Annotated in this window: 22 protein-coding genes and 1 pseudogene; 4 read left to right on the plus strand and 19 right to left on the minus strand. The window is 44.1% G+C overall.

Annotation, left to right across the window (positions count from 1 at the left end; all coding sequences use genetic code 11):
* Positions 1-9: 9 nt before the first annotated feature.
* The 11 genes and pseudogenes from NTE_RS16825 to NTE_RS15260 all read right to left on the minus strand — a co-directional run bounded on the left by NTE_RS16825 (position 10) and on the right by NTE_RS15260 (position 7,885).
* Positions 10-159 (minus strand): hypothetical protein, encoded by a 150-nt coding sequence (locus NTE_RS16825; protein WP_158385655.1) that lies wholly within the window; start codon positions 157-159, stop codon positions 10-12.
* Between the two features lie 162 nt (positions 160-321).
* Entirely contained in the window at positions 322-738 is a 417-nt protein-coding gene (locus NTE_RS15225; RefSeq protein ID WP_148701794.1) for a hypothetical protein, read from the minus strand.
* A gap of 320 nt (positions 739-1,058) precedes the next feature.
* On the minus strand, positions 1,059-1,601 hold the full coding sequence (locus NTE_RS15230; protein ID WP_148701795.1) for a P-loop nucleotide/nucleoside kinase family protein: 543 nt from the start codon (positions 1,599-1,601) through the stop codon (positions 1,059-1,061).
* Positions 1,598-2,173: an ASCH domain-containing protein gene (locus NTE_RS17650; protein WP_148701796.1), complete on the minus strand. Its 576-nt coding sequence runs from the start codon at positions 2,171-2,173 to the stop codon at positions 1,598-1,600. Before NTE_RS17650 ends, NTE_RS15230 begins: the two co-directional genes overlap by 4 nt.
* A complete protein-coding gene (locus NTE_RS15240) occupies positions 2,142-3,377 on the minus strand; it encodes a hypothetical protein (protein WP_148701797.1) in 1,236 nt (411 codons plus the stop codon). The genes NTE_RS17650 and NTE_RS15240 overlap by 32 nt, the downstream gene beginning before the upstream one ends.
* 12 nt (positions 3,378-3,389) lie before the next feature.
* A complete protein-coding gene (locus NTE_RS15245; protein WP_148701798.1) occupies positions 3,390-4,313 on the minus strand; it encodes a radical SAM family protein in 924 nt (307 codons plus the stop codon).
* Between the two features lie 89 nt (positions 4,314-4,402).
* Positions 4,403-4,798, minus strand: a complete 396-nt coding sequence (locus NTE_RS16830) for a DUF4186 family protein (RefSeq protein ID WP_158385659.1) — start codon at positions 4,796-4,798, stop codon at positions 4,403-4,405.
* 226 nt (positions 4,799-5,024) lie between these two features.
* Entirely contained in the window at positions 5,025-6,422 is a 1,398-nt protein-coding gene (locus NTE_RS15255) for an XRE family transcriptional regulator (RefSeq protein WP_148701800.1), read from the minus strand.
* A gap of 68 nt (positions 6,423-6,490) precedes the next feature.
* A pseudogene (locus tag NTE_RS17655) lies at positions 6,491-6,930 on the minus strand (DUF6932 family protein).
* Between the two features lie 253 nt (positions 6,931-7,183).
* Positions 7,184-7,354 carry a hypothetical protein gene (locus tag NTE_RS16835; RefSeq protein WP_158385661.1) on the minus strand — a complete coding sequence of 57 codons (171 nt, stop codon included), beginning with the start codon at positions 7,352-7,354 and terminating at the stop codon, positions 7,184-7,186.
* 123 nt (positions 7,355-7,477) lie between these two features.
* Positions 7,478-7,885: a hypothetical protein gene (locus NTE_RS15260; protein ID WP_148701801.1), complete on the minus strand. Its 408-nt coding sequence runs from the start codon at positions 7,883-7,885 to the stop codon at positions 7,478-7,480.
* Positions 7,886-8,210: 325 nt separating this feature from the next.
* On the opposite strand from NTE_RS15260, the gene NTE_RS15265 reads away from it, so the two are divergent.
* Complete coding sequence (locus NTE_RS15265; RefSeq protein ID WP_148701802.1) at positions 8,211-9,206, plus strand: hypothetical protein; 996 nt, start codon at positions 8,211-8,213, stop codon at positions 9,204-9,206.
* A gap of 415 nt (positions 9,207-9,621) precedes the next feature.
* On the opposite strand, the gene NTE_RS15270 is transcribed toward NTE_RS15265, so the two are convergent.
* The 3 genes from NTE_RS15270 to NTE_RS15280 all read right to left on the minus strand — a co-directional run bounded on the left by NTE_RS15270 (position 9,622) and on the right by NTE_RS15280 (position 14,194).
* Entirely contained in the window at positions 9,622-10,410 is a 789-nt protein-coding gene (locus NTE_RS15270) for a hypothetical protein (RefSeq protein ID WP_148701803.1), read from the minus strand.
* 85 nt (positions 10,411-10,495) lie between these two features.
* A complete protein-coding gene (locus NTE_RS15275) occupies positions 10,496-12,799 on the minus strand; it encodes a sialidase family protein (RefSeq protein ID WP_148701804.1) in 2,304 nt (767 codons plus the stop codon).
* A gap of 456 nt (positions 12,800-13,255) precedes the next feature.
* Complete coding sequence (locus tag NTE_RS15280) at positions 13,256-14,194, minus strand: hypothetical protein (protein ID WP_148701805.1); 939 nt, start codon at positions 14,192-14,194, stop codon at positions 13,256-13,258.
* Between the two features lie 578 nt (positions 14,195-14,772).
* Here NTE_RS15280 and NTE_RS15285 point away from each other — a divergent pair.
* Positions 14,773-15,261 carry a hypothetical protein gene (locus tag NTE_RS15285; protein ID WP_148701806.1) on the plus strand — a complete coding sequence of 163 codons (489 nt, stop codon included), beginning with the start codon at positions 14,773-14,775 and terminating at the stop codon, positions 15,259-15,261.
* 74 nt (positions 15,262-15,335) lie between these two features.
* Here NTE_RS15285 and NTE_RS15290 read toward each other — a convergent pair whose 3' ends face one another.
* Together NTE_RS15290 and NTE_RS15295 are read right to left on the minus strand one after the other, a co-directional pair.
* The gene (locus tag NTE_RS15290; RefSeq protein ID WP_148701807.1) at positions 15,336-16,193 is read right to left on the minus strand and encodes a hypothetical protein; all 858 of its coding nucleotides are present in this window, start codon (positions 16,191-16,193) and stop codon (positions 15,336-15,338) included.
* A gap of 3 nt (positions 16,194-16,196) precedes the next feature.
* Positions 16,197-16,808: a hypothetical protein gene (locus NTE_RS15295; protein ID WP_148701808.1), complete on the minus strand. Its 612-nt coding sequence runs from the start codon at positions 16,806-16,808 to the stop codon at positions 16,197-16,199.
* Positions 16,809-17,354: 546 nt separating this feature from the next.
* On the opposite strand from NTE_RS15295, the gene NTE_RS15300 reads away from it, so the two are divergent.
* On the plus strand, positions 17,355-18,023 hold the full coding sequence (locus NTE_RS15300; RefSeq protein ID WP_148701809.1) for a hypothetical protein: 669 nt from the start codon (positions 17,355-17,357) through the stop codon (positions 18,021-18,023).
* Between the two features lie 159 nt (positions 18,024-18,182).
* A complete protein-coding gene (locus NTE_RS15305; protein WP_148701810.1) occupies positions 18,183-20,078 on the plus strand; it encodes a hypothetical protein in 1,896 nt (631 codons plus the stop codon).
* Positions 20,079-20,173: 95 nt separating this feature from the next.
* Here NTE_RS15305 and NTE_RS15310 read toward each other — a convergent pair whose 3' ends face one another.
* The 3 genes from NTE_RS15310 to NTE_RS15320 all read right to left on the minus strand — a co-directional run bounded on the left by NTE_RS15310 (position 20,174) and on the right by NTE_RS15320 (position 24,055).
* Positions 20,174-21,169 (minus strand): nucleotidyl transferase AbiEii/AbiGii toxin family protein, encoded by a 996-nt coding sequence (locus NTE_RS15310; RefSeq protein WP_148701811.1) that lies wholly within the window; start codon positions 21,167-21,169, stop codon positions 20,174-20,176.
* Positions 21,170-21,173: 4 nt separating this feature from the next.
* Positions 21,174-22,325 carry a type IV toxin-antitoxin system AbiEi family antitoxin domain-containing protein gene (locus NTE_RS15315; protein ID WP_338031177.1) on the minus strand — a complete coding sequence of 384 codons (1,152 nt, stop codon included), beginning with the start codon at positions 22,323-22,325 and terminating at the stop codon, positions 21,174-21,176.
* Between the two features lie 272 nt (positions 22,326-22,597).
* Positions 22,598-24,055: a hypothetical protein gene (locus NTE_RS15320; RefSeq protein WP_148701813.1), complete on the minus strand. Its 1,458-nt coding sequence runs from the start codon at positions 24,053-24,055 to the stop codon at positions 22,598-22,600.
* Between the last annotated feature and the right edge of the window lie 154 nt (positions 24,056-24,209).

Genomic DNA, 24,209 nt, shown 5'->3' on the forward strand with positions numbered 1-24,209 from the left:
ACTCTTCCTCTAGCTCTTTATTTTTCTGAGCTTTTCCAAGTCCTTCTTTATCGCATTATGTTCCTTGACATAATCCTCTATGGCGCTCTTGAGGGCAAGAAGTTTGCTCTTTGATACGAGTGCATATTCCTTGTCCTCGTGACTGTTGCTTTCTTCCATATACGCACTCAATGTCAGGGATGCTTTTAAGGACCTAGTGGATGTGTTGAGTGGTGCATAATGCTCCGAAGATCTCCTGCAAGAAGAAGATCTATACTGCGAATTTTGGCGAATCCAAAGGAGCTTACTCTTACATAAGATCCGGACTCTATCAATTATTTTTTATTTTATTCGAGTCCTACCGAAGACGATGATCAAGCTCGCCATTCCAGCTGTCAAGGCCAACATAGCAAACGGGAATTCAGGAACGACGTTAGTCCCACTGATAGTTATTTCATGAGCGCCGGCATTCGGAGCTAGCAGCCTGATGGTTCCATTATCACCGTCATCTACTACTATAGCGTCTGTTAATTCCTGACCGTCGAGAGTTACTACATATGGTCCGTCTAGCAGCTTATCAACGGAAACGCTAGTCATGCTACCAGTTTCATTTCCAACTCCCTCCATCCTAAAGGATAGCCTCTTCTCTTCCTCGTTAAAGTTCACGTTGGAGATCTTTGCGTTGCTCGATAGATTCAAATCAACTATAGTCCCATTCGCCTGAACTTGATGCAGATTATCAACAAGGTGGTACAGCATAGCAAGGTCCCGTTATCCTAAAGGTCTAGAAGGACCGGGGAAGCCGACGCGATAAGGCAGCTTGTAGCAGAGGGCAGGCGGATGAGAGCTAGCGAAGTGCTAAGGTACGTAACTACATACGGCAGAACTTCAAATTGCAAGAGTACTCCTGCTGAACTTTTCGATGCCGATACGAAATACAACGTTGACAGGTATATTGAACTGCGCAAAGATACGTAACTCTGTTGTTACACCATTCGGATATTCAATTGAGGTCGCTGAAAGTCGGATGCTCCAAACAAAACTTTTGGAAAAAAAACAAAGATGAGACCATATCAAGCCTACACGGTTTGGAGAAACGATGTAACTTGCGCGACTAATTTATCCACGGGCGTACTTCCATCTACTTTCAGATCCGCCAACTCAACAAGTTGAAAACCTACTTGACTTTCCGTGGAGTGCGAGTCGACTGCAGTCAATCCAACTCTTCCAACACCGTCACGTCTTTCGATCCTCTCCAGACGCTCAGCTTCTGGTAAAGTAATAAAAATAAGAGCTACCCTTGCAGGATAGACAATATCCTTAATCGCATTCAACGCCTCAAGATGCCGAACACCGTCAACAATTAATGGTTCTGATGGATCCCAATTTCCGAAATCTAAGACTGCTTTACAAAATGGTTTCCACCCGAGCTCAACTATCAGAGCCTCTCCAAGTTGTTGTAATGTTTCTCTCGAGTGATCAAGGTTGCGATCGGATGCCACACTTCTGACATAGTCACCAAAGCTTATTCGACGCCATTTCATTTTCTCAGAGATCTCTTTCGATAGTGTCGATTTTCCGCTTCCTATCCTCCCGGCGAAAGCTAAAATCAAGGGCTTCAAATGTCAAGCACCAAAGGATTATTTTTTTGCCTATTGTATAGGATTACCCAGCCTCTGCGATCTTTCTTTTCAATAAAAAGAGGTCCGAGAGTTGCTACCTTATCTATCCTCATTAGCGTGGCGAAAGAGGCATGTTTCCTGTCCGACCAAAAACTCGGATCCTGCACACATAAATAGTTAGTAAATTCCCTCTTGATATCAAGCCATGAACGAGGATCTAAACGATAGTACCAAACTTCGGTAACCTCACAAATGCCCATAATAGGGCCACCAGAACGCTTTAATAATATCACGTCACCATTCGCCACCTTCTGGTACGGAGCGACGCGATGTGAGGAAAATCTAGACTCAACAGTCTTCTTTCCTTCAAGGATGAATTGAAGGTAGGGTTCAACAAGGACGGCTAGATGAAGTGAGAAAGGGAGATCGGATCGCTTTTTCAGTAGTGGCGTCAAGTACTGCCCCCAATAGTTATCTTCACTTACTGACGTGGAGAGAAATCTAACTAATTCTGTGTGAATATCGGCAGACCAAGAAGGACTAATCAAAACGTTCAAACTCCATTCTCTCATTCGATTCCTTATCAACTATATCAATAATTTGAGCAACTGTCAGGAGAATCTTTTTTCTTTGGTCTGATTTCAGACGGCGATTTATTCTTGACTCGACTTCACATACTGGTGAATGACCACAAGCAAGCGCTTCAAGAATAGTTATCAATATGTTGCGACCCTTACATGCAAAAATCCTATTACCAGAAGTCCAGACATCTGCCAAATCTCTTCTTGAATCCCTACGGCTAACAGAGTCCAGGATATCGGATGGAACAATTGAAATTAGACTAGGATCTAGATAGCTGTTTGATTTGTCATTTCTAATCAATATTCTAACTCCCTTTACGTTAATTTCTCTCCAGGGTTCCTTAGCGGAAGAGCGGGGTCTTGAGACATCGCGCATCTTTGTTTTTGAAAATATTGCTAGATCTCCTTTTCTCCAGTCAGATGGTATAGCATTGATACCTTGTATCCGAAGAGCGTTTCTTTCAAAGAATGGGCTCTGATATTTCAATTCGCCAGATAGAAAATCAAGCAAAGTTAGTCCAAGTTTTCTTGCCCATTGGAAAACCGACTTGATCTCTTGATGTATTCCCGGTCTTGCTCCCACAGGAGGCAATACGATAAGTACATGTCCGTCAATTTCACAAATCTGAGTAGCTGCCCAAAGAAAGGACTTGATTTCCTCCAAGTACCAAGGTGGATCCGCAAATACAAGTTTGGCGGAAACTTTTGGTAGTTTTTCCCGAATTAAGTCGCAACGATAGAACGATTTGCCGGTCTTAGAAGAAGCAATTGTTGGATTTCTATCCACTAAAATGAACTTCCTATCAGGTAGCTGACTAGATTCATGAAACAAACTAGGCGCACCTAGTAAGCATATCATATCTCCTTTCTTACTGTAGATTTTGCAATGATGCATAGCACATTTAATCCCACGCTCAGAAAATCTCCAGTCGAAATCGAGTGGATGTGGGATAGGGAGGATTTGTCCCCTCTGGGATTTCCGTGCTTTTCCGCCAACATATGCAAGTACTTCAGTAGCAAGAGTGCTCTTGACTTTATTGTTCTGGACTAGTCGTTGGATTGATTCTAAGACCGTGACAGGATAAATTCCAGGGAGTATTGCGAGAAGAGAATCGAACCGTCTAATCCCTGAAGAAGTTGCTTCTAAGACCCATTCGTCAATCAGCTTAACGAATGCTGAAGATTCTCGGATCAATCGATATTCAACCTAGCCCAAGATTACTTGAGTTATGGGTCGTGCAAGTTCATTGTCAGAATATCTACGTCTAAGTTCATTATTCCATTCTTGGATAGCCACCTCTTGATTTGTTAATGCACGACTAATAGCGTCATTATTGGATGTTGTTATTCTGGATTTTACAGGGCTGAAAATTGCAATTTCAAGTGGAATCGTTCTTAGTGGCAAGTTAGTGTGGACTTGTTGGAGCTTGTCTACAAAATTCCGGACTTTTAGTGAAATGCGATCCGTATCTGCGGGAGATGTTAGTGTCACATATGCATATGTGTCAATACCCAACTCAATGAACTTGCGAATAAGTTCGAATTGAAAATCAAAGAGATCAGGATCTGCCAGAGTGTTAAATGAAAATGACTCCCTATCAAATCCCTTGAAGCAACATACCCTGCCGTAATTCTTGTATCCACGCACCAGTTCTAATTGCTCGCCGCTAAGATACCTCCAAAAGTAATCATTACTAAGGTTATCGTCAGACCATAAGTAGACGGAATCTTGCAGTCCTCTTGCAATGAGCTCTTCCATCATCCAAGGTGTCCATTCTGGAATAAGGTCTGGCTGTCCTCCACTTAGATCTATAACGCTCGGCCTATCATTTTCATTTAAGTATAAATTCACAAGGTCAGATGCTGAGACCCATCTTGACCGTTCAACATCCGCTGAGAGTAAGTTGAACGGCACGAAACAATACCAACATCTCCAATTACACGCCCCATTCTGAAATACTTGTGCACGCATCACGTCCTGCATGGGAAGATTTAGAGCCTTGCAGGCGGGTGCAATTGGAAGAGGATTGCTTGGCCATCCTGTAGAAGTCTCAATTTTGAAATGACGGATCCTACCTAAACCACCGCAGTTTGGGGCCTCACTTAGATCCACTTCTTGTTCTGAACCCAATAAATTGCTTACAAGCAACCGCTTGTTAGAAAGATCCACCGATTTGGATCGAAGATATTTGGACCATTCCTCAGTATTGATTGTCTTGGTCACTTTTTGTCCTTCTCTTTTGCATTGATGTCATCACTGGCTTCAACAGCTAGAGCGGGCAGTTTCTTTTCGACATAATACATCATTAAGCCAACAAGATACTGTATTTCCTCGTCAGAAAGAGGATGATTCCTATTAATCCCATGCCAAGCCTCAATACATTTTCTACAACAAGTAGCAGTTGCATGTTGGGAATAGTAGATTATGTTTCCTTCGAGAGGAGTCTGTCTACCATCCCAGGGGTTTTCATTGGAGCATTTGTTTACATACTTTCGTAGCCGATTTTCAGCCTCCTGTCGAAGCATGCCTAAACCTTTTTTCTTCGCAGATTCAACAATTTTTCGTTCAATGTCACGCTCCCAATAACCGAGCCGGAAAGCTTCCATCCTAAGCATGCTTGTGGTATAGTCTGCGTCGTCGATATTGTGTGAATCCAATCGATCCCAATCAATTAGTTGTTTGCCGCAATCTACACAAGTTTGACTTCGGTATGAAATTGCGTCATCAAGTTTTTTCCCACGGAAGTCATGGATGAAAGAATGCAACCCGCGTTTACAATCCGAACTTGTGCATGTTAGTCTTCCTAATGGCTTAGTATTTTGCCAATCAGGAACCTCTTCCTTATGCATCCCGTTGTTCCCCCGGCCTTATTGCTTGTTGAAGTAAATCAAGATCAGGTAGAGAAAGCGATCCGAGATCAGCATATTCTAGAAAAATGTTTAACATTATTTCTTTAGGATCTTGGGTAATTTTCCTCTGTAAGTTCTCAGCAATACCCCACAAGCTGTCGTCACCTTCCATAGAATAACGGAAAGCGACATAATTTGCGAGGATATCCGCGCGTACGCCTTCTTTTTCTGCCACAATCCTGATCGCCTCCTTCATTCTGGACCTATCACCACTTGAGACATCACGACATAACTCGGCGAGTCTTTGGGGATTCTTGCCAAGCAAGACAGCAGCTGCAAACAAGTTAGCTACTATCTCCTCTTGAGAAGAATACTCAGGAGCGCCGGGGTCCGAGGCAATGTGAATTTTTTGCTTTGAATCTTGAGCGGCGTGCCAGACTTCATGTAACAAGTCAAACATCCAACGTGATTCAGATGACGTTCTCTGCTTTAGAACAATGACATTTCTGTTATTGATATTGAAGCACGCGGCGTGAAAAGCGCCAGGGTCGTCTAAAGCTATAACAGGAACACCTAGCTCCCAAATGAATCTGGTGAGCGACGCCACACTAAGCGATCCAGACTTCGCAATTATTGTCTCATGAATTACATATGGATCCTTTGGAATAGCCTTCCTAGGCAATTGTTCTGTCGCCTGTGCTATGATCGAAGCAAGGTAATGTGCATAGAAGGTATATGCATTAACACGTAGTTCATTTCGACCTTTCGGTAACTTAAAGCGAACTTCAGGTATTACTGCCGTATTTAACTTAAGTTCCGCATCTCCAAATATTTCCTCAGGAGACCAGTGGAACACTCTCCCAATACGAAGTGCAGCTTGAAGACCCATTAAATCAGATTCGGAGCTATCAACATTCTTTTCCGCTAGATAGTTGGCCAATGATGAAGGCAATATCTTATCCATTATGAAGTTTCGATCTAATCCAACGCGTTCCATTCTCTTGAAGAATGAGGATAGAGGAACTCGACCGGTGGTGAGTTGAAGTCCTTCAGGGCTTGCCATATTAAGTGCTCTTAAGACCTCCTTAATTTTGCCCAGACTAGCAGAAGAATATTCTGTAGATTCCCATCGTTGAATCTGTTGTTCGGCAATATTCAATCTGTCCGCCAATTCTCTTTGGCTAAGGCCCAACGAAATTCGGGCTTTAATCAGTGCTCGTGGAAGTTGTTCAAGCGAATGCAGCTCTATCAGAGGAAGTCTTCCGCCTTGTCTAAGATCCTCATACTCAGTCAATTCTTTCTGAAGTTCTTCAACTTGGTTCTGAATTGCCTCTCTACCGAGCTTAAGAAGAAGGGGATCGATCTTACCGGATATTTCAGATTCCCTCAAAGAGGCTAACTCCGCCGAAAATTTCTCAATATACGATTTAGTTATGCGATATTGTCGTTCATTTTTAATCAAGGTAATCCCCCCAAGTCGATACCGATTATACCCTTCTGTATTCCTCGTCGAGTATCATTCTGAAAGAAATCTAGCCATGTTGAACGACCAGGATTATTTAGACGAATAATAGGATAAAGCTCTCCCAAGAATTTCATTTTTTGAACGCGTTTATCTCTGAGAAGTACTGGATCTACGGTTTTTAGCAATTGCATATCAACCCCACGCGATTCCCATGCGGCATCAAAGTCATTAGGAAATTCTTTGCTGTGGTAAAACTCCCATCGAGGTAAGCAATACTGCAACCCGCAGTTTTTAGCGAATCGAACGCCATTTTCATTCCGTCTAATATTCGCCTCCTATTCTCATTATAACCAAATCTACCACAAATCTCTTGCCATGATGCCCAATGAATGCCCGCCGGTAAAACTCCATTTATATCGAACTCCGGTATCATGACACAACATTTTTGTTGTGTTCACTTCTATATATTTATTGCTAAATATGGCACTGTCAAGTTGTCAGTTGCTGTAGCGTGTCACTCATGCGTCAGCAATCGAAGACTCTAGGTCCGGCTCCTCGTACGTATCGAGCTCCCAGCTTGAGTGAACTATTGGCCTTCACAGTTTTTACATTGCCATGCCACTTTTCGTGATACTTTTCGTGAACGGTATGGATTGGGATTAACGTTCTAGATTTCGACTCTTCTATCACTTTATCTGGGTGCCATCTCCATGGCCAGAGACGTGGGTATGGTTCCACTGCTTCTTTAAGGTCAGCAAGCTAAAATGCTGCAGCCACAGCTTTACCCTCTTTTCATCAAGCCTCATTTCTTGGTCAAAAGGTTCTGTTGATGAGCGAATGTAGCTGGAGCCTTCCAAGGGTCGAATATCAATCGGGTTTTGAAGCTGGTAGTCATTACAATAAAATATCAGGTCCTTTTGTCGTTCGGCAACAAATCTGTAATTTATGACGTTTGGATGATCAAGGAATTTCCTCTCCCTCTATGTGCAAACACCACAAGACGCGCAGCCGTATGCCAGTATTTTGCCGCTAAATGCATCGACGAAGTATAGATAAAAATCCCGATGTAGAAAGTATGCATATCGTTCATTGCTCCGAAAATCCCTGACAACCCACACGTACTTGTCGCTCGTATCATTCTTTGGCATGAGAAATGCATGATCACCTGCGTAACTTATGAAGGCCAATGTATGAGTTCTATTAACTGAGAGTGTTTCTGGATTAGCTTCATAGACAATGTAATCTGGCCTTGTATCGTTACCCCATGGAATTGTGCCGTTGTATTGCCAGAAGTCAAAACCAACCGTACGGGCGACAGTATCGTTCTGGATGCCCGGCAGGTGTGAATCAGCTACAATTTGTGCAGCTGTTTCGTTTGATATCATCATCTTCGTCGTGTGTAAAGACCGGATAGGCGACTGTATAATAGCGATAGCCGCATGGTTATAGGAGGTGGTGCCAACGCCTGGCGCAGCAAGAGGAAGTGAAGTCAGCAATACAAGGCCGACGACAGGGATAATGCTGCTCTTCCTCATCATAATCACCAGTTAACAGTACGCGAGACTAGCGCTAAAGTATTGAGCAGAAATTCTAGGTAATAGTAGAAGATAACAAAAGCTCTCATTACAATGGAAAATAGAGAATGTATGTTCTAGATCGACGATCCTGCAAATTTAAGTAGATGGCTACCTTACACATAGACAAGGCAAGCTGATGGGAATGCAAAACAATGCAAACCATCATTGGAACGCTACGAGAATTATTATGATGACAACACTGTTGCTATTTCTTGTACTAGTACCATTACCATTACTACCTGTGTCTCAATCATCTGCCATCTTCTTTATGGCTGACCGAAGCGTTATACATCCGCATAATAATATTGCCTCAGCTGTTGCAGCGTCATCAATAACTACAACAAACATGGATGACCAAACTGGCGCTTCCTCACAACAAATCTCTTCTCTTTTAGCAGTTCGAACTATAACTGAAAGTCTTGGTTATCGCGAACTTGTCGGAATACCTTTGATATTCTCTCATCAAGGAAACGTGTCTATAAAAGAAACTCCAGCCAAGATAAACATTCCAAATGATGTACAGAATTATACGATTACCGCACCAGATATGCTATTCAGGAATTTTGATAATGTAACTTTTGACCACTGGCAGGACGATACCAATTCCACAGACAGGACTAAAACAATAGCCATCTCAGACAATAACGGACGGGGGATTTCAGAAGATTTAACAGCCGTTTATAGATGGTACACTGCTGCATGCGATAGCTGCAGAGCATTTTTGCGAGAGGGCTTTGTTGAGCCATTAGTGATAAGGATTGTAGATTCTGAAGGCAACTTGCTAACAGGTGCTAAGGTGACAGTTGCACCGAAAACCGTAGCCTCACAATCTTCCTCTGGCTTTTCACCAATAGCTACTTTTTCTAGCTTAAAGAATGCAACAACTTACGTTGTTTCTGTACCAGCCACTTTTGTTGGCAATAATTTTGTAAGCATGAGCAATAATGGTAGCAGCAGTAGTAATGATGGCAGCAACAATAGAAGCATTTACCATTTCGATCATTGGCAGGGAATAGACGGATATTACCATAATGACCGCAACACTAACCACATACTGGCAACGATTTATTCATCAAATCATTTCTTCTCGAACTATGAAATAACGCTCACTGCAGTTTATGAGAAAGAATAATGACCAGATCTTCTTGATTGCATATGTATGTGTATGAGATAGCGAGAAATCGCTCTCAATACCACAAGATGTTGTTTGTTACCATGCATATTGCGAGCGGCACTTCTGAAGGCCAGCTCTCTTATTTTCCAACTGCTGACCTGCCTTGATGCAACTTTCTCTTCGAAGAATGGCTTCGTGGTCGAAGACAATAGTGACTTGTTCTTGGTAGGTTTGTGTACCGGTTATGGATAGCAGCGTTTCAGCTGTTTTTCTTTGCCCATCATGGGTACGTCACAAACTGCATCGAGACGTTTCGGTAGTGTATGAATCTATGTGTGAATGTAAACGCGCTCCCTCCACCAAGTACATATTCTTGATTGTTAACAAAAGAAAAAGAAGAGGAATGAAGTAGATGAGAGGCAGTTCAACCATGTTACGATTTGGTCATATCAAAATAGATATCAAAATTATGCAAGTTTGATGGGTTGATATTTCTGCTGTCTGTCCATACGATATACGCCTCTCTACCCGGAGATGCTTCACTGGATGTTGCTATGCCATGGTAATCATCTACAAAATTTCTAGCATGAGTGGTTCCGTCGGTTGTGTCCAAGTTTGTACTGTTTACTAAGGTAATCTGCTTGTTAAACCACAACGACTGGCTGTCGCATGCAGTGAAACTGTAGTAGCAATAGTAATCGTACTGCCTGTACCAAGTGTTATTGGCATCAAACCTCCTGTCGTAAGCGCTTACGTGAATTACAGCTGCATTAGAGATGGCGATGGCAGGCTCCCATTGGTCGGTTTTGTTTGTTTCCAAATCGATTTTCACGGGTGTAGAAAATGAACAACACGGGTCGGCATTTGCGTACAGTACGTCAGCGCCAGTGTTAGTATTATTGGTTGTCCACACAACATGGACTCCTGTTTCCGGGTCAGTAGCAATGGAAGGATAATGTGTTACTCTAATTGTATTTCCGTTGTAACCCTTTATGCATTGCACAAAATTATCTCCACACGTAAGTGTAAATCTCGTCCAATTCCCAACCGTGTATGTAGTGCTATCCCATCCTCCTGAATCTCCTCCAGCAGTATTTCTTCTTAGTTCTATGCCGCCATTTCCATTAGTACCTGTTCTTTCATAGACTACGTAAATTGTACCATCTTGAGCTACGGCTATGTTGCATCCTTGAACAAAACCAGGAGCCGAACCGGTGGCCAAAGTAACAACCGTTGAGCTAAGCGGTATGAGCCGTTTAAAGAGTATGGTGTTACCACCTCCGGTACCCGTCCAGCACATGTACAACCTATTTGCAAATTGCGAATTGCCCCCCCGCATCTGCTGCAATCCATGGTTTATCTGCACCTGAGGTACTAGTCGAAAAAGCGGTTGTCACATTGGTCCAAGTCAGGCCACCGTCCGTGCTTGTGCCAAGCCTGATGTAATAATTATTCCCGTGTCCTTTAGGAATCTCTACACATGTAAAATAAAAGTTCCCATTTTCGGATGATGTTACAACAGGATCGGACATGTAATCAGTTGCATTCTGTTTGCTAAGATGAGTTCTCATCGACCATGTTGTCCCTCCATTTTGGCTTTGGTAAATGGTGCAGTTGAGTACATCTGTAGATCTATTGATATTATTTGCACCTACCACGATTTGGGATGCATTTGTAGTTCTAACTGCTATTGTTGGTTCGTTTTGGTTGTTAGTATCTGTCGACACTTGATATCCGGTGCTTGAATCCCATTCCGGATTAACGCCAATGCGTAGATCCCAAGGTGAAGATGTGCCCTCTTCCCACAAAGCCGCTGCTTTAGAGATGGCCGATGTCAGTTGATCGGGCGAAGTAAATGACGTGCCGAATGGATTTAGTGGCGCTAGCCAGGAACCATCGACATTTCTTGTATCATACACTTTTCCTCCAGACAGGCTGTATGCATGTATCACATCGTACTCTGTTGTTGTGAGGGATGGCAACGCGTGAGACAGCGTCGAATCAGCGGTTTCAAACGACTGGAATGTGCCGTTGCCGTACCATTTTGCAATCTTTAGCGAACCAGAATTTCCACCTGTAAGATAAGCTACGTAAACCGTTTGCAAAGAATCGCCATCAGAAGATATCTGCTTGATAGATGGGTTTGCCATTCCGGCACCGGATGTGACGCTTACGGCGCTCCAGCTCGTGCCGTCATATGTCCTATAGTAAAACTCTGAGGCGTCATATCGGGCAAATGCAAAGAGCATTTTGCCTGATTCCAGTTTGCCAAGTATTGATGGGAATCTGGTTCCATACCCCGGACTGACTGTATTCAAAGACGTACTCCACGTCAAGCCACCATCTGTCGATTTCAAAATCTTGTAGTTCCACGCAGAACCTGTGAACCACCTAAATTCAGCAAAGATATTTGCATTCGTCGTGTCGGTATTTGCAGCAGGAGATAGGCATATGCCCGCGCCGCATTGTACGTCATTTGTAGCTGAAAATAGGAGGGTGGCATTGTTCCAAGTAATGCTACTACCACTCACAGTACCTCTCTTTGCGTAAACATTGGTAGTAGAACCTGAAGGTACACCATAAAACAAGGTTATCCTATTGATAATGTCGTCAGGGGTTGAGTAAACTATAGTCCAAGTGTTAGTATCAGTTGCCATTTGCCCTGTAGAAACGTCAGTTGTTGAACTCCAAGTCGCGCCGTCATCAGTTGACGTCCTATAGGCCAGATTTTGATTAGCTGCGTCATAAAAGAATGCAAAGAGAACCCCGTCAAATTGCGCTAGTCTTCTTTGTCCCTGATAATAGTCTGAAGAAGAAGGAGATACTGAACTTGTAATCGAAGCAACGGTAGTGGGGTCTATCGAAAAGGAGGAGGAATTTTCAACAGGCACCTCGATAGAAGAACTAGTAGAATTAAAGGCCATCTTGTATCCCGAAGTTACTGCATCAGACCAGTCGATGCCCAAGCCAATCACGGTAGAATTGGAGAATTTGCTGATGAAGGGCAGCAGTTCGCTCTTATCAGACGTCGGTACAGTTGAGAAGGAGGTCAAGAATCCATCCTCTTGCAGGATAATGTACTGATCAGTTGATACGTGCAGCGATATCTTTGATGGGCTTGGACTTGTCCCTACGATTGTGAATTTGTATCTGTCCGCGTAGCCATTTTCATTTTGAACCGCCTTCCAGTATACGTCGTATTGCAGACCGGTTGAGGTAACGACCTTTTGATCGACCATCGTGCTATTTTGCAACAGAGAGAAACTGCTGCCTTGTGGTACTGTTGCATTAGTATTGGTGGTAGTAGTTGTTGATGTTGGAATACTGCTGATTCTATAGCTGTATCCTCTGCTATCTGCGACTCCCAGCGTACCGTTGGTGTACCACGTCATCGTTTGCGTAATTGTGGAAGGCTGTGATTCTCCTTGAGCCTGAAGTACAGGGTATGTCACCGTTCTGGTTATGGTATCTGAGGAGACCTGAAGCGGCTCGATAGTAGGAGAAGAACTGCCGGCAGCCTGTGCGTCACTATTCTGCCAATGAATGTTGAATAAGCTGGCTGATAAAGGGAAAGTCGACAAAGAAATCATAATTGCTACAAAGATAGCCAAAAATCTAGTAACAGTGACCCTACTGCACCTTATAGAGGAATCTCCTCTGAATTTTTTCATGTATTGGCGTATATAGAACAGTTATTAAAGCTTTTTATAAGTAAATCTCCTAACTTGTCATCAATCAGCTGTTTTTTAAACGATTTCCAAGAGTTAATAGCATTCTAGTTATTTGAGAGAAAAATGTGGACGCTACTGTTCTTCTTAGTAGTCAGATTATGACCATGCAAACTATTGAGCTAGACGCAGCTCTGCTTCAAGCAACTGAGCGAACACAACAGCCTTGATAGCGGCCTCTTGACATGTAACATGATCAGGCTCGGCTAGAATGATATCTCGCAAGTGGCTGCCTGCAGGCAGGTATTTCTGTGCAATTGGCTTCAATCTCCTCAGATCAGCATAACCGCCGCCTTTATCTCGCATGTCTAGGTTTGATAGGAAATTCCTGAACCCCATTCACGGCTCTCCGGTTGCCGCCTGGCTTGGTCCACTGGTGTAAGTCTCCTTTCTGCTGATATTGAACCGGTATATGCGCGGATTGTCCGGCAACGAGATGATGTTTGCAAGCTCGATGTCTGAAAGGACGCAGAAGTGACTTGCAAAGAAGACAGGCTTTTTCACTACTTCCATTCTGTAAACGGAATCTCGCACCATCGAGGATAGCGCAAAGCCCTCGCTCTCAGAGAGGACCTTCATTATTGACCTGGCAGCGCCTATTTCTTCAGAGCCGATTGCAATACTGCAGTGAAAATGCCGTAACTGCTGCTTCTCCTTTGCTAGCTCGGCAAGCATCAACTTTTCCGGCGCCGTATGTTTCTTTAGGTTTCTCTTCTCTGAATCGCTGCCAAATGAGGTAATAAACATGCCAAGAATATCACGCCAGACCGGAGGCTTGTCGTATAGGTTCTTTTCTGCAAACTGCGATATCTGGTACGATTCATCATGATACTTCGCGGTTACAGCGACAAAGCATGGCCTACCTATCTTCTCCATTGTCGCATACACCAATGACGGTACAAGCTCATGCGCAATTGGGATAGCATAGTGCCTCCTCATTTTCAGGTATACAACCATGCTTGCCGAGAAGGCCTTTCTCGGCGTAGGTTCCATGAGCGCATTTCTTAGTGCGCTCTGAGCTACTTTGGCATCGCTGGCATCCGGGATATGCATGTAAAGTTGCATCACCCCATCCGCTTTTGACGGTCTTACCAAGAAGAACGAAAATTCCTTTATCCTCTTGATAATTTCATGCATATCGGGGTACTTGTTATCTGCAGGCTCGAAAAACGGCCTAAGCTCATACCAGCCGACATTTGTCTTCGCCGCCATCGTCGCTACATTCGTTGTCGACTCCGACGCTGTTGGTATCGTATTCTTTGCATTTTCCGTACTCATGCAAATTCAAGGACGTAAGTTGTTTTAAGAGTGGAAGTGAAAAGCACGAACATTCATTTAAATGCAATTTCTGTATGCTCTCCTATAATACCGAAAAGGAGCGGCGTGAGCACGAGCTCGCCTGGCACCTTCTGATAGAATGAAGGATGCTAGCCAGATAAAGACTAAGTGAATTATGTGACGTCATAACCCTCTATTCGAAACTTGTTTTGGCTGTTCACACGTTTTTCTCAGTGCTTTGATAACATCAATCGTACAAAGGTTCGCCTTTCCGCTTGTCGGCTTTATGTAAAAGTGACTCTACCATACACAACCACGATTCATTATTCCATAGATCTCGCACTCAAATTCTGGCCCTTTAAACAAGGCAGGAGTAACAGTGAATAATATGCGCAACAATCCTTTTTATCGAAAAGTATAGCTAGTGACGCTCGCCAAATTGAATTTTTCATCGAGAATATTGCATTCGATGATACATAGAGTCAGCAAACACTACGCTTATTATTGAACAGCCAGAATGTAAAATTGTGTCCGACGAGCCACCAATTCATTGGCCTCGCAAACCACTGGCTTTCATAATGGCTTCACTAACATTCTTGGCATTTACAGTAACAATAGCTTCTATTCATTTTCAAACTGCGAATGCAGAATGTCTAAGAGACGAGGACTGGCCAGAAAAACCGTGCTTTGATGTTGGTTCTTCGGCCCCTTCGGATGCAGAACTCCGGCAGATATGGAACAAGTACTATGAGATGAAGGGACAAGCCTGGATGGAGATGAAAAAAGCAGAGATGGACAAAGCCATCAACGATGGCACCTTTGGAGATTGGTTAAGCGACCCTGTTAAAGGTTCAGCTAACAAGAATGTATATGCCTATTACCGCGTATACGACGCAGTTCCTAACATGGTCTTGGATCCATACTCAGGGAACTATGTTGTACAAGGGTCAGAACCACCGCGAGGGGAATGGTATACCAGTACCATGGGAATAGCGGCAATCATTGGTATGGGAGCCGTAGCTGCGGTAGCTTCATTCTTTGTATTCAGAAAGGCTGGACGGAAATAACTCTATCATTTACTTTTTTCAGCATGGTATAGAGTCATGTTAGGTAGCTTAATCAAAAAAAGAAAAAGGAGGAGTCAATACCAGCTCCTGTGTGATTCCATTGTTGTATCGTCGTCGGGGACCCAGTTCTTTATGTAAAGGCTGTCGCCGCAGGAAGAGGCCATTATTCCCGGTATTTGGTTTAGGCAACTCGTCACATGGTCCATTCCATAAGCGTGGGTTACTTCATGCATGACAGTACGCGCTATGTCAGGACTCCAATTTGAGACCATTATGTAGGGATGAGTGCCGCCTGCAGTCGGAACTGCGTTGATGCAGCCGTTGGCATCAGGCATCTGTTTTCCTGTAAAGCCTATTAGAATTTCGGCAATGCCATAATTGCCAGAATTCCAATTGACGTCGTTCTTCATGTCGTTAAGGAATGTTGTATAGCAGAAATTGTCTGCGGTGCCTGCTGTCGACCATGCCGTTCCGGCTCCTGTTTCTTGGAAATCTATTGAATGCTCGTCAAGGTACCAAGGCTCTGCCTGATATAGATAGAATCTTGCCTGATCGATAGTAAGTCCGGAGCCTGCAGATGTATCGAAAGCTATCTTGAAGATGATGTTTGTTTGCGACCGAGTTGACAAGTTCAGATCCGGTGCTGCACTTCCACCGTTGACTGTTGCACTGGCGCGTGTGTAGCTTGTTTTGGCCGATGCAACGGTGTATGAATTTGTCGAACCTACTGTCAAAGTATAGCTACCGACCGTCCCACTTGTGGCTGTCCGGGTCCATGCATATTCACCAACTCTTTCAGCTGTTACTTTGGCGTCACCCAGACCCACTCCTCCTGATTTGGTCGTACCGGTAATACTTACTGCATAGGCGGGCTGCACAGCAAGGATCAGCAAGAAGGCGAACATTACTGAAACGGTAGCAAGCTTTTTCATTTCTTATTGACCTCCTGTGCTTGCCGTTATTTGCCCATACATCGCCTGAAATTCTGGAAGTCTCAACTCCTCAGAAAATGGGCCGATATACATGATTCGCATCGTTTTCTCGCCTTGACTCGTCGGGACATTGAATTCGTTACTTTGTGCTGAAATACGCTTAACTATGTCTGACGCGGCACTGTCGCCGATTTGTGTCCACCTATATGGCCGGTTTATGGCATCTGAAAGATACGTGGTTTCAGCTTGCGAAAGATCTTGGCGAGAAGAATCTAGCTTGTCTAATATGCTTATTAGGACATTGTGGTTGGAAAGCGATATAGGTGGTTCAAAATAGTTTATTGTATAGTATCTCGTCATTATTCCGTCTGCGGAGGTTACCGCGAACTTGTACCCTTTGTCTGAAAATGTCTTGAAGTATTCGTCCATTTCCGTATTTGATAACAACGTTGTGCCTTTCTGAATGGCCCTGTCTAAGTAGCTATACTGGCCTTCCTTTACCTTATAGTAATCTATTGAATCAGAAAAGTTGTTTTCAAATGAGGTCAATGTGGGAATTCCTGTTCTATACCGTATTTCATTAGGTTTTGATTCCGTTGCTGGTGCTTCAAGCATACCCTGCTGCGATTGAGCAACCGTGAAAGAATTTTGATTTGTTTGCGCTAATACAGCTGCGAAAATGATGCCTGCAGTGACGACAACTCCTGTGAGCGTGTAGAGAAGTCTTTTGTTGCTTACGGGAGACTTTTTCCGAGAGATTTCTGAAATCGGATATCACCAACTTCAAAGTTATGAAGCTTCTATATTAATTCTATGGAAGATGATAACTGACTATATTCATAACCGCTTTAGGAAAGCTTTTACAAGTATATCCAACTTTGCATTCTGACCAAATCTTCTGAGTTGTGGATATTTTGAATGCTAACTGTCATAGCTTCTTTGATCTTGATCCTTGTTTCGTGATTTCTTGAACCTTGTGGACAATTCTTTCGTTCTTTACCAGTTGCACCCGCTTGAGCCGCTTGTTAATCAGCGATTCTGCTCGACTACAACTGGATACCGTTAGATGGAGGAAGATTTGGCGGCGGACCTCGCCTGCAATGTCCCATTAAAGGGACATATGAGCATTAAGCGCACATGGAGCTGCTGGGACTAGTCTCGTTGGGAACGGCATCAGCCTACTTTGGCCTATCAGACTGGAAGACACGCGTGGTTGATCATCGCGCAATACTAGCATGTTATGTATTGGCTGTCTGCGTTAACAGTGCCATCATCCTCACAGCTGCATTTACCACGATTGACAAAAGTACTTCTAGTCATGAATCGACAATATCAGAATGGCTTGCAATCATCAAAGAGTCTGCCATAGCGACCATTCTCAGAGCTCACGGCTCTATTTTTGCAGTACTTTTTCTTGCTTGTACGCTCTTTGTATTCTATCGACTGAACTTGCTTGCATTAGGAGATGCGCTTGCGATTCCGGCAATGCTAGTCATGCTTTTACTTGCAGCCCGGCCCATCGAGATAATCGTCTACTTTGTCTCTGCGTTGGTCTTTGTGCTTGCGATTTCTGTGGGCAGAAATCTGGGCAATAATGTGAGGTGCAGAGAGGCTCTAAACGGGCCTCTCCGGCGACGGCTGTACCTCCTGCTTTTTTGTTATTATGGCGATGGCGCAGCATGCAGGTATTCGTTTAGGTATACTGGAGGCACGAGGCGCAACTATGATAGAGAGTCCTACTATGTTGGAACAGAGAAGACGTGGTTGGTTCCAGGCATCCCGATGCTTTCAGGGTTTATGCCTGCCATTCTGGTATTGTTGCTGATTTGACGAGAATACTATTATTGTTGTTACAGACTTTGGAACGAAAAGACTCTCTCTGACGAAGAGAGCGATAGCATCCGGCTCTTTCGGCGCTTAAAAGCGTGTGCTTACCTTGCGCTGTGAGTGTATGCGATGGAGTTCTGCTGACGGAGAAAGAGCATCGTCATGGTAGACTTTATCACGCCTATAGTCATCGTGATAATACTCGTAGCGCTTGTCGCGATAGTAAATGCATGGGTGATAGGTAGCGCCGATAAGTCGTTTTTTGAGCTCATGGTAAAGATGCCCAAGTTTGTTGACAAACCAGATGCCACGCTTGCAGACTATGAAGCACCACCCCCATCATCTTCTTCTTCACATGCACCAAGCGCAAAGCCGGGAATGATAGAGACGTACCACAACCTTCGCCTAATTGCCATCTTTGTCATGGCCGGCGCGTTTATCCTGGGCATGATCCTCTTTCTGGGCGAAGAGTTTGGTATCCAGAAGAAGGGCCAGGCAATCGAACTCGTCGCAAACGCGCTCATCTACTCGCTCTTTCTTATGGTGTTTCCTGTGCTGTGGGATAGCGTGGCTACGGGCGTCGAATACCTGAACGTATACATCCTAAACCCTGCAAACCCAACTCCGGAAAACGCAGCAGCAAGGGCCAAGGACCTGTTCATCAAGCTTGGAGGAATAAACACAGAGTTTGACATGGGCAAGCTGCTTGAAGGAACCGCCAAGGCACTGGTCGGCGACCAGAGCGGACTGACGCAGCTCTTCCATGACGTCATGACTGCGATTTTCCGCGCTTTTCTTGCGGCGCTCATCTTCATGATGATGTTCATCATAGGCACCATACGAATAGTGCTCACAGCGTCAATCATAGTGGGCCTGCCGATGATTCTTGCGATAAAGCTAGTGCCATGGGTGCGCAGGCCGGCTGACAGGCTGCTTGAGACTCTTTACGGGTTGGTGGTGGCTACCGTCATATCTTCAATGGTAGTTGTGGCTGGAGGTGCGTACCTGGACACGCTGCCAAAGGACAGCGTTGTGGAGAACTTTCAGGCTTTTGTAGCAGCTGCGGCAGTGATAATACTTGCAATCTTTATGCCGGTGATGCTCTCGCCAATGCTGGGCTCCGTTGTTTCGAGCATAACTGGCATGGTGACATCGTCACTTATGGCTGGCGTAGTGGCTGGCGGCTCGGCAACAATGGGTGCTGCAAGAGGAGCTGCCGGAGCGCTCGGGTATGGAGGCGCTGCTCCGGGATCATTGAGTGGCATGGGTATGGGGAGCGATGGCGGAGGAGCATTTGGAGGAGGTATGGCCGCAGCAAGTCTCGGCTCACGCCTAGCACAGAACGCCATGCAGGGTATATGCGGCGCAAACAACATGGGCATGGGCAGCCGAAGTACACAGCAGCAGGACCTAGCGCCGGAAATAGTAGCTGCAAAGGAAGAAAGAGCGATGAGATATCTTCCTCCTTCTGGTCGTGCGCCCGTAACTGTGTCAAGTCCAGCGACGGGGAGCGCGCCCTCTATCAGGCCAGAGCCACCGTTGGCTGGGACCTCCAAGCCGGTGGTAGAAACACCGTCATCTTATAGAGCCGATGTTTCAACTATTGAAGACGCGGCGGCTGCAATCAAGACACCTGCAAAGGAGAGCAGTAGGATGCCAGCCTTTGCAATTCAGCCCGGCTCAGTCGTGTTTGCTCCGGACCCGACGCCGCTTTCGTCCGCGCAAAAGCTGCACATGGGAGCAAAGGGGACCATCATAGGAGGAATGTCTGGCCTCGCGCAGGGCCTTGGAAAGGGTCTTGCCATGGAATCGAGAAGTGCAGGCATGGCCGACATTGGTAAGGCCATATCTAGCGCCTTCGGAGGCGGGTTTGACTTTGACAAAGACGGCAACAACTACTTTGAATTTGATGACATGAAGAAGGGGGTTGAAAAGCTGAGAGAACTTGCCACAAAACAGGTAAGGATGGTGTCTGAAACGTATGCAAGCGAAGCAGAAGGGAAACAAGGTGAGGAAATCCAAGATTTCCTTGCAAGGACGAAGCGAGAGATCGAATAATTACTGCCCAAACTATCATCAGATGAGCGTAAAAATGCTCAGGAGGAGTAGTAGATTTCATTCCATGAGTTTCGCCTCAGTTTCATTCGAAAAGATTAGCTGTCTTTAGGCTTTTTATACATTAGAATATCTTCTGTTCTTATTTCAAAGATATCTGGATTTACATCACGAACTCCATCGAACAATACCCTGAACGGATAAACAATGTCCAATATTGTTTTTTTCATTTCTTTCTTTATGTCATCGCCAAGCAAAAATCTAGCGAATGTCAAGAATTGTTTATCAGCATCATCAAGATTTCTGAGAAAATTATAATTTTGCATAACCTCCTTTTTGGCTAATTCTAGGTCGAACCTGATATCTGGCCTGATGAATCCCTTGACATCATCCTCATAGCTACTACTAGAAACCTTTTCGAAAAATATCTTGGGATCGAAAACTTTTCTATCTCTGTAGAAGTAGTAGAGGAACATTTTTCGGAGTACAATTTTGTCAATAACCAGACGAAAGGATGAAGTGAGATCATACAGATCCCGCCCTTTCATCCTATCATAGAGAGCTCGAAGCTTGGTAGCAAGTAGTTCTTCTATTCTGTAGGTTCCTATCGAAGTTGATGTTTCAGTATCATAAAGCATCAATTCTTTGTTCTCAGTTTTCAGGATGGGAAACCTTTCAACATGCGATACCTCAATTTTTATTGGCTGAACTGGCTGCTGCCCAGTTACGCTGTTATATTTTAGATGAATCGTTGTCTGCTCGTATCTCCGGTCAAAGGTTATTTTGTATGACTGGTCCTGTTCCTTTGCTATTTGAATCAGAATTTCTCGAATCCGCTTGACGTTTCTCAAGACTTCATCTTTTGAACCTATTTGATTGAAATCCAGGTCCACAGAGATTCTGCTTAAATTTTTCAGATGCAGCTTGTTTATCGCAGTGCCACCCTTGAGGAGCAGATTATCCTTAAGAGAATCATTTGAATAGATGTCATTTAGTAGGTAGCTAATTCTATAATCGTGTTCTGCGAGGGTCAGATTATCTATCCCGGCAAGGTCGCCCCAATTCCTTAAGATCCTTTCTGTTATCTTAAGCATACCACTAATTCTTCCAACTCATACAATCTGCATTTTCAATTATTTTCCATTTTTTTGACATCGTGCCGCTTTTTGGTTTTGTAAAGTCCAGTCTGTAGACATGTCTAAACTTCAGATTTTCCATATTTTGGAGAAGCTTTGGATCTACCTCAAAGCCTTCTTGTGTCAATTTCTCTAAAATAAAGCCCAGTCTTTGAATTACTACTTGCTTGTTGAATTTCTTGAGATAGTTCAACAATTTATCTCTGTCTATCTGCTGCAATGATTCTGACAAAATTCTTGTAACCTCGCTTATTCCGCCGCATAAATCATGCCTGTCGATACAATCGATAATAGTCTTTTCCAGGTCTGAGACTGAGGTATACGAATTAAGATACCTTTGTTGTTTGTATCCAAACATTGCCTCTGCCATAATGCGCACAAATTTTATAATCGAATTATGTCCTACTTTGACAGACCTTTTCTGTTTTGTTACTGCTACGGTTGTTTCAAATGGTAACTGAAGTGACAATCCATGAATGTATAGGGCGCTAGTGTAAGCAAGATAATAAGGCTCATCACCCACCAATTGTTCTAGCATCACTATAGGGTCTATTGTGTATCCTTTACGCCCATAGACAACATCTGGCGAGATAATGACATACTTTCCCCTACCGAACCTCGAAAGCATTCCTTTCCTTGCCAAGCTTGATAAGATATTCTTGGAATATCCATTTGGTACCATTAATTCCTTAGAGAGCAATTCGGGTGTGACAACTACTATACCTTTTCTTAATAGAAGAAAATATGATTCCTGCTCCTTTGGAGAAAGTTCTAATTTTTTATTGATTCTTTTAGAAGGTATGATTCGAAGGGTCTGATTAGAATTGGATAAGTTGTGCTCTAACTCTATGACTTCTACTCCTATTTCCTTTAGTACTTCTTTATGAATTGAATCCACTTTCTTAGCTATCAGAACAAGTTTTGCAGATGGTATTTTCTTATGCAGTAAAGTTGCGTATGTGGCTAATTGACCAACATCGAGTTTTGTGATTCTTCTAGACTTTACTTCTACAAAATATTCTTGCCCATGCTCATCTCTAAGTCTATAGTCCAAAGTTCCAATGTTCGCGATTTTAGCCTCTCGTTCGATTGTGACTTTGGCATTACCTGTCAATGACCGCAATAAGTCTGAGATTGTCGATTCAGGATGACTGGTTGCTATATGCATAGCGCACATGATATCATGTGCGCACCGTATATAAAAACTTAGATCTACCCAATTATTCTGGACTATAGTTTACGGGGCAATAACAGGGACGGATTTGAAAATGACGAGGGGATGGATCTGGGCAAAAAGAGTTGAGATCTCGAAGATAATTAGCTTACTGTGGCCTTACCAAGGATGAATTCTTAGATTTTCTCTAGCGTGTGTAGGAACAAAGGATGTTACGCGGGTGACGCATTAACACGCAACGGAGTCACGTTGACTGGCTTCCATATTCCACGCCTGACAGATTCGCCAACGTATGCTTGAAGGACATCCCACATGAGCATGATAGGCAGCCTTTCAATCCACAACATCATAAAGTCCTTTCCTGTGTCCTTCGCACCATTCTTTAGGTACTTCTCGAAGGTCTCATACATCTCTCGCTCAACTTTGGCGGCGTCTTCCCACTTGCCGGCAAGCAAAAGCTCGGTCCATTCTATGCATTTGTTGATATGCTCTACGCCGCCAGCATGGTTGAGCCAACTAGGGCTATCAATTCGATCAGTTCTGAATGCTTGCAGACCCTCTACTGCATGCTCGTATGATAGAACCAAAAAAGGCTCCGTCTTATCGATACATTCGCCCAGCCCTATTAGATTGCCGACCACGTCAGCAAGGAATACCTGATTTTCAAGATGGGCTTCCAGCGCATCAGGTACATAGTTTATCTTCTGCATCATTCTGACGTACTTTGTTGCCAGCGCATCTGCGGTCCATTCAGGGTATAGGTTGGCAAGTTCTGGGTGCCTGATGACGTGTCTTTCAATCGCAGACGATGCAAATACATAGCGTGAAACCCAGTACCGCTCAGGAGCCCCTCCGCCACCTACAAGTTCAGGCAGTGGCAAAGCAGGATCTTGTTCCATCCTTCCCCGAGCCCTTCTGAACAGCATTAGTTTGTTCGTTGGATTCTTGAAAAAGTGCTCTCTGAGGTTTATCTTCATCATCTGTTCCTTTGGCCATTCCATAGCCAGAGTGTCTGCAGTGAGCAAGCTCCAAGCTTCTTCCTCGTCAAAGAGGTTCCATCCCATTATCTTGTTCAATGCGTACTCTAGGAGCCAGTTGTTCTTGCCTGCTTCAAAAAAGGCCCAGCCAGATAGCTCATTGACATCCCACACAATGTTAACCCCAGTCCTCTTGGCCAACCGGCCTGCCTTCTGTGCCCTATGCCACCCAAGCATATCGTTTCCAGGTACTATGCGCACAAGCGGCCCAGCTTTGTCATCAACAAATGTAAAGATATTCGGAATATTCTTGCCAGGAATGCGCCACTCTGGAAATCCGGCCCGCCTTGCTGCTGTATCATCTGTAAAACCTTCTATGCGTATGATGCCATTTCCGTTGAACGGTACTTTGCCGTGGACGCCCTCTACCTTAGCTGGTATTTCAATCGGGAGCACGAAATGCTCCCCTTCTTTGATGAGGTTCAAACCCGCCTTGCGGTATTCCCTGTCTCGGACCTTGTTGATATCCTCCTGGGCCATAATTATACTCACTAATCTCTTTTCTATAATAGAAATGTAGAATCTCCTACTTAACATTATTATTTCAAAATTGCTTGTAGGTCCTTCTGGGATCATCTCTGCCAGAAACTTTACTGGTAATGACGGTTCTGCTCTACTTCTTGATTCATTCACTAATCCTTGTAGAATCACCGCGTTGGTTGATGTATCGAACGTATAATTGCGTCACCCTCTGCGAACGACAAACCACTTACAGAACTGGATTTCTGCACAACTTCACTGCGCGGCAGAACTCGAGCGGAAAAACTTAAGCCGGAGACAGAGAATT

Origin of the sequence: Candidatus Nitrososphaera evergladensis SR1, assembly GCF_000730285.1 — an archaeon.
Taxonomy (GTDB): Archaea; Thermoproteota; Nitrososphaeria; order Nitrososphaerales; family Nitrososphaeraceae; genus Nitrososphaera; species Nitrososphaera evergladensis.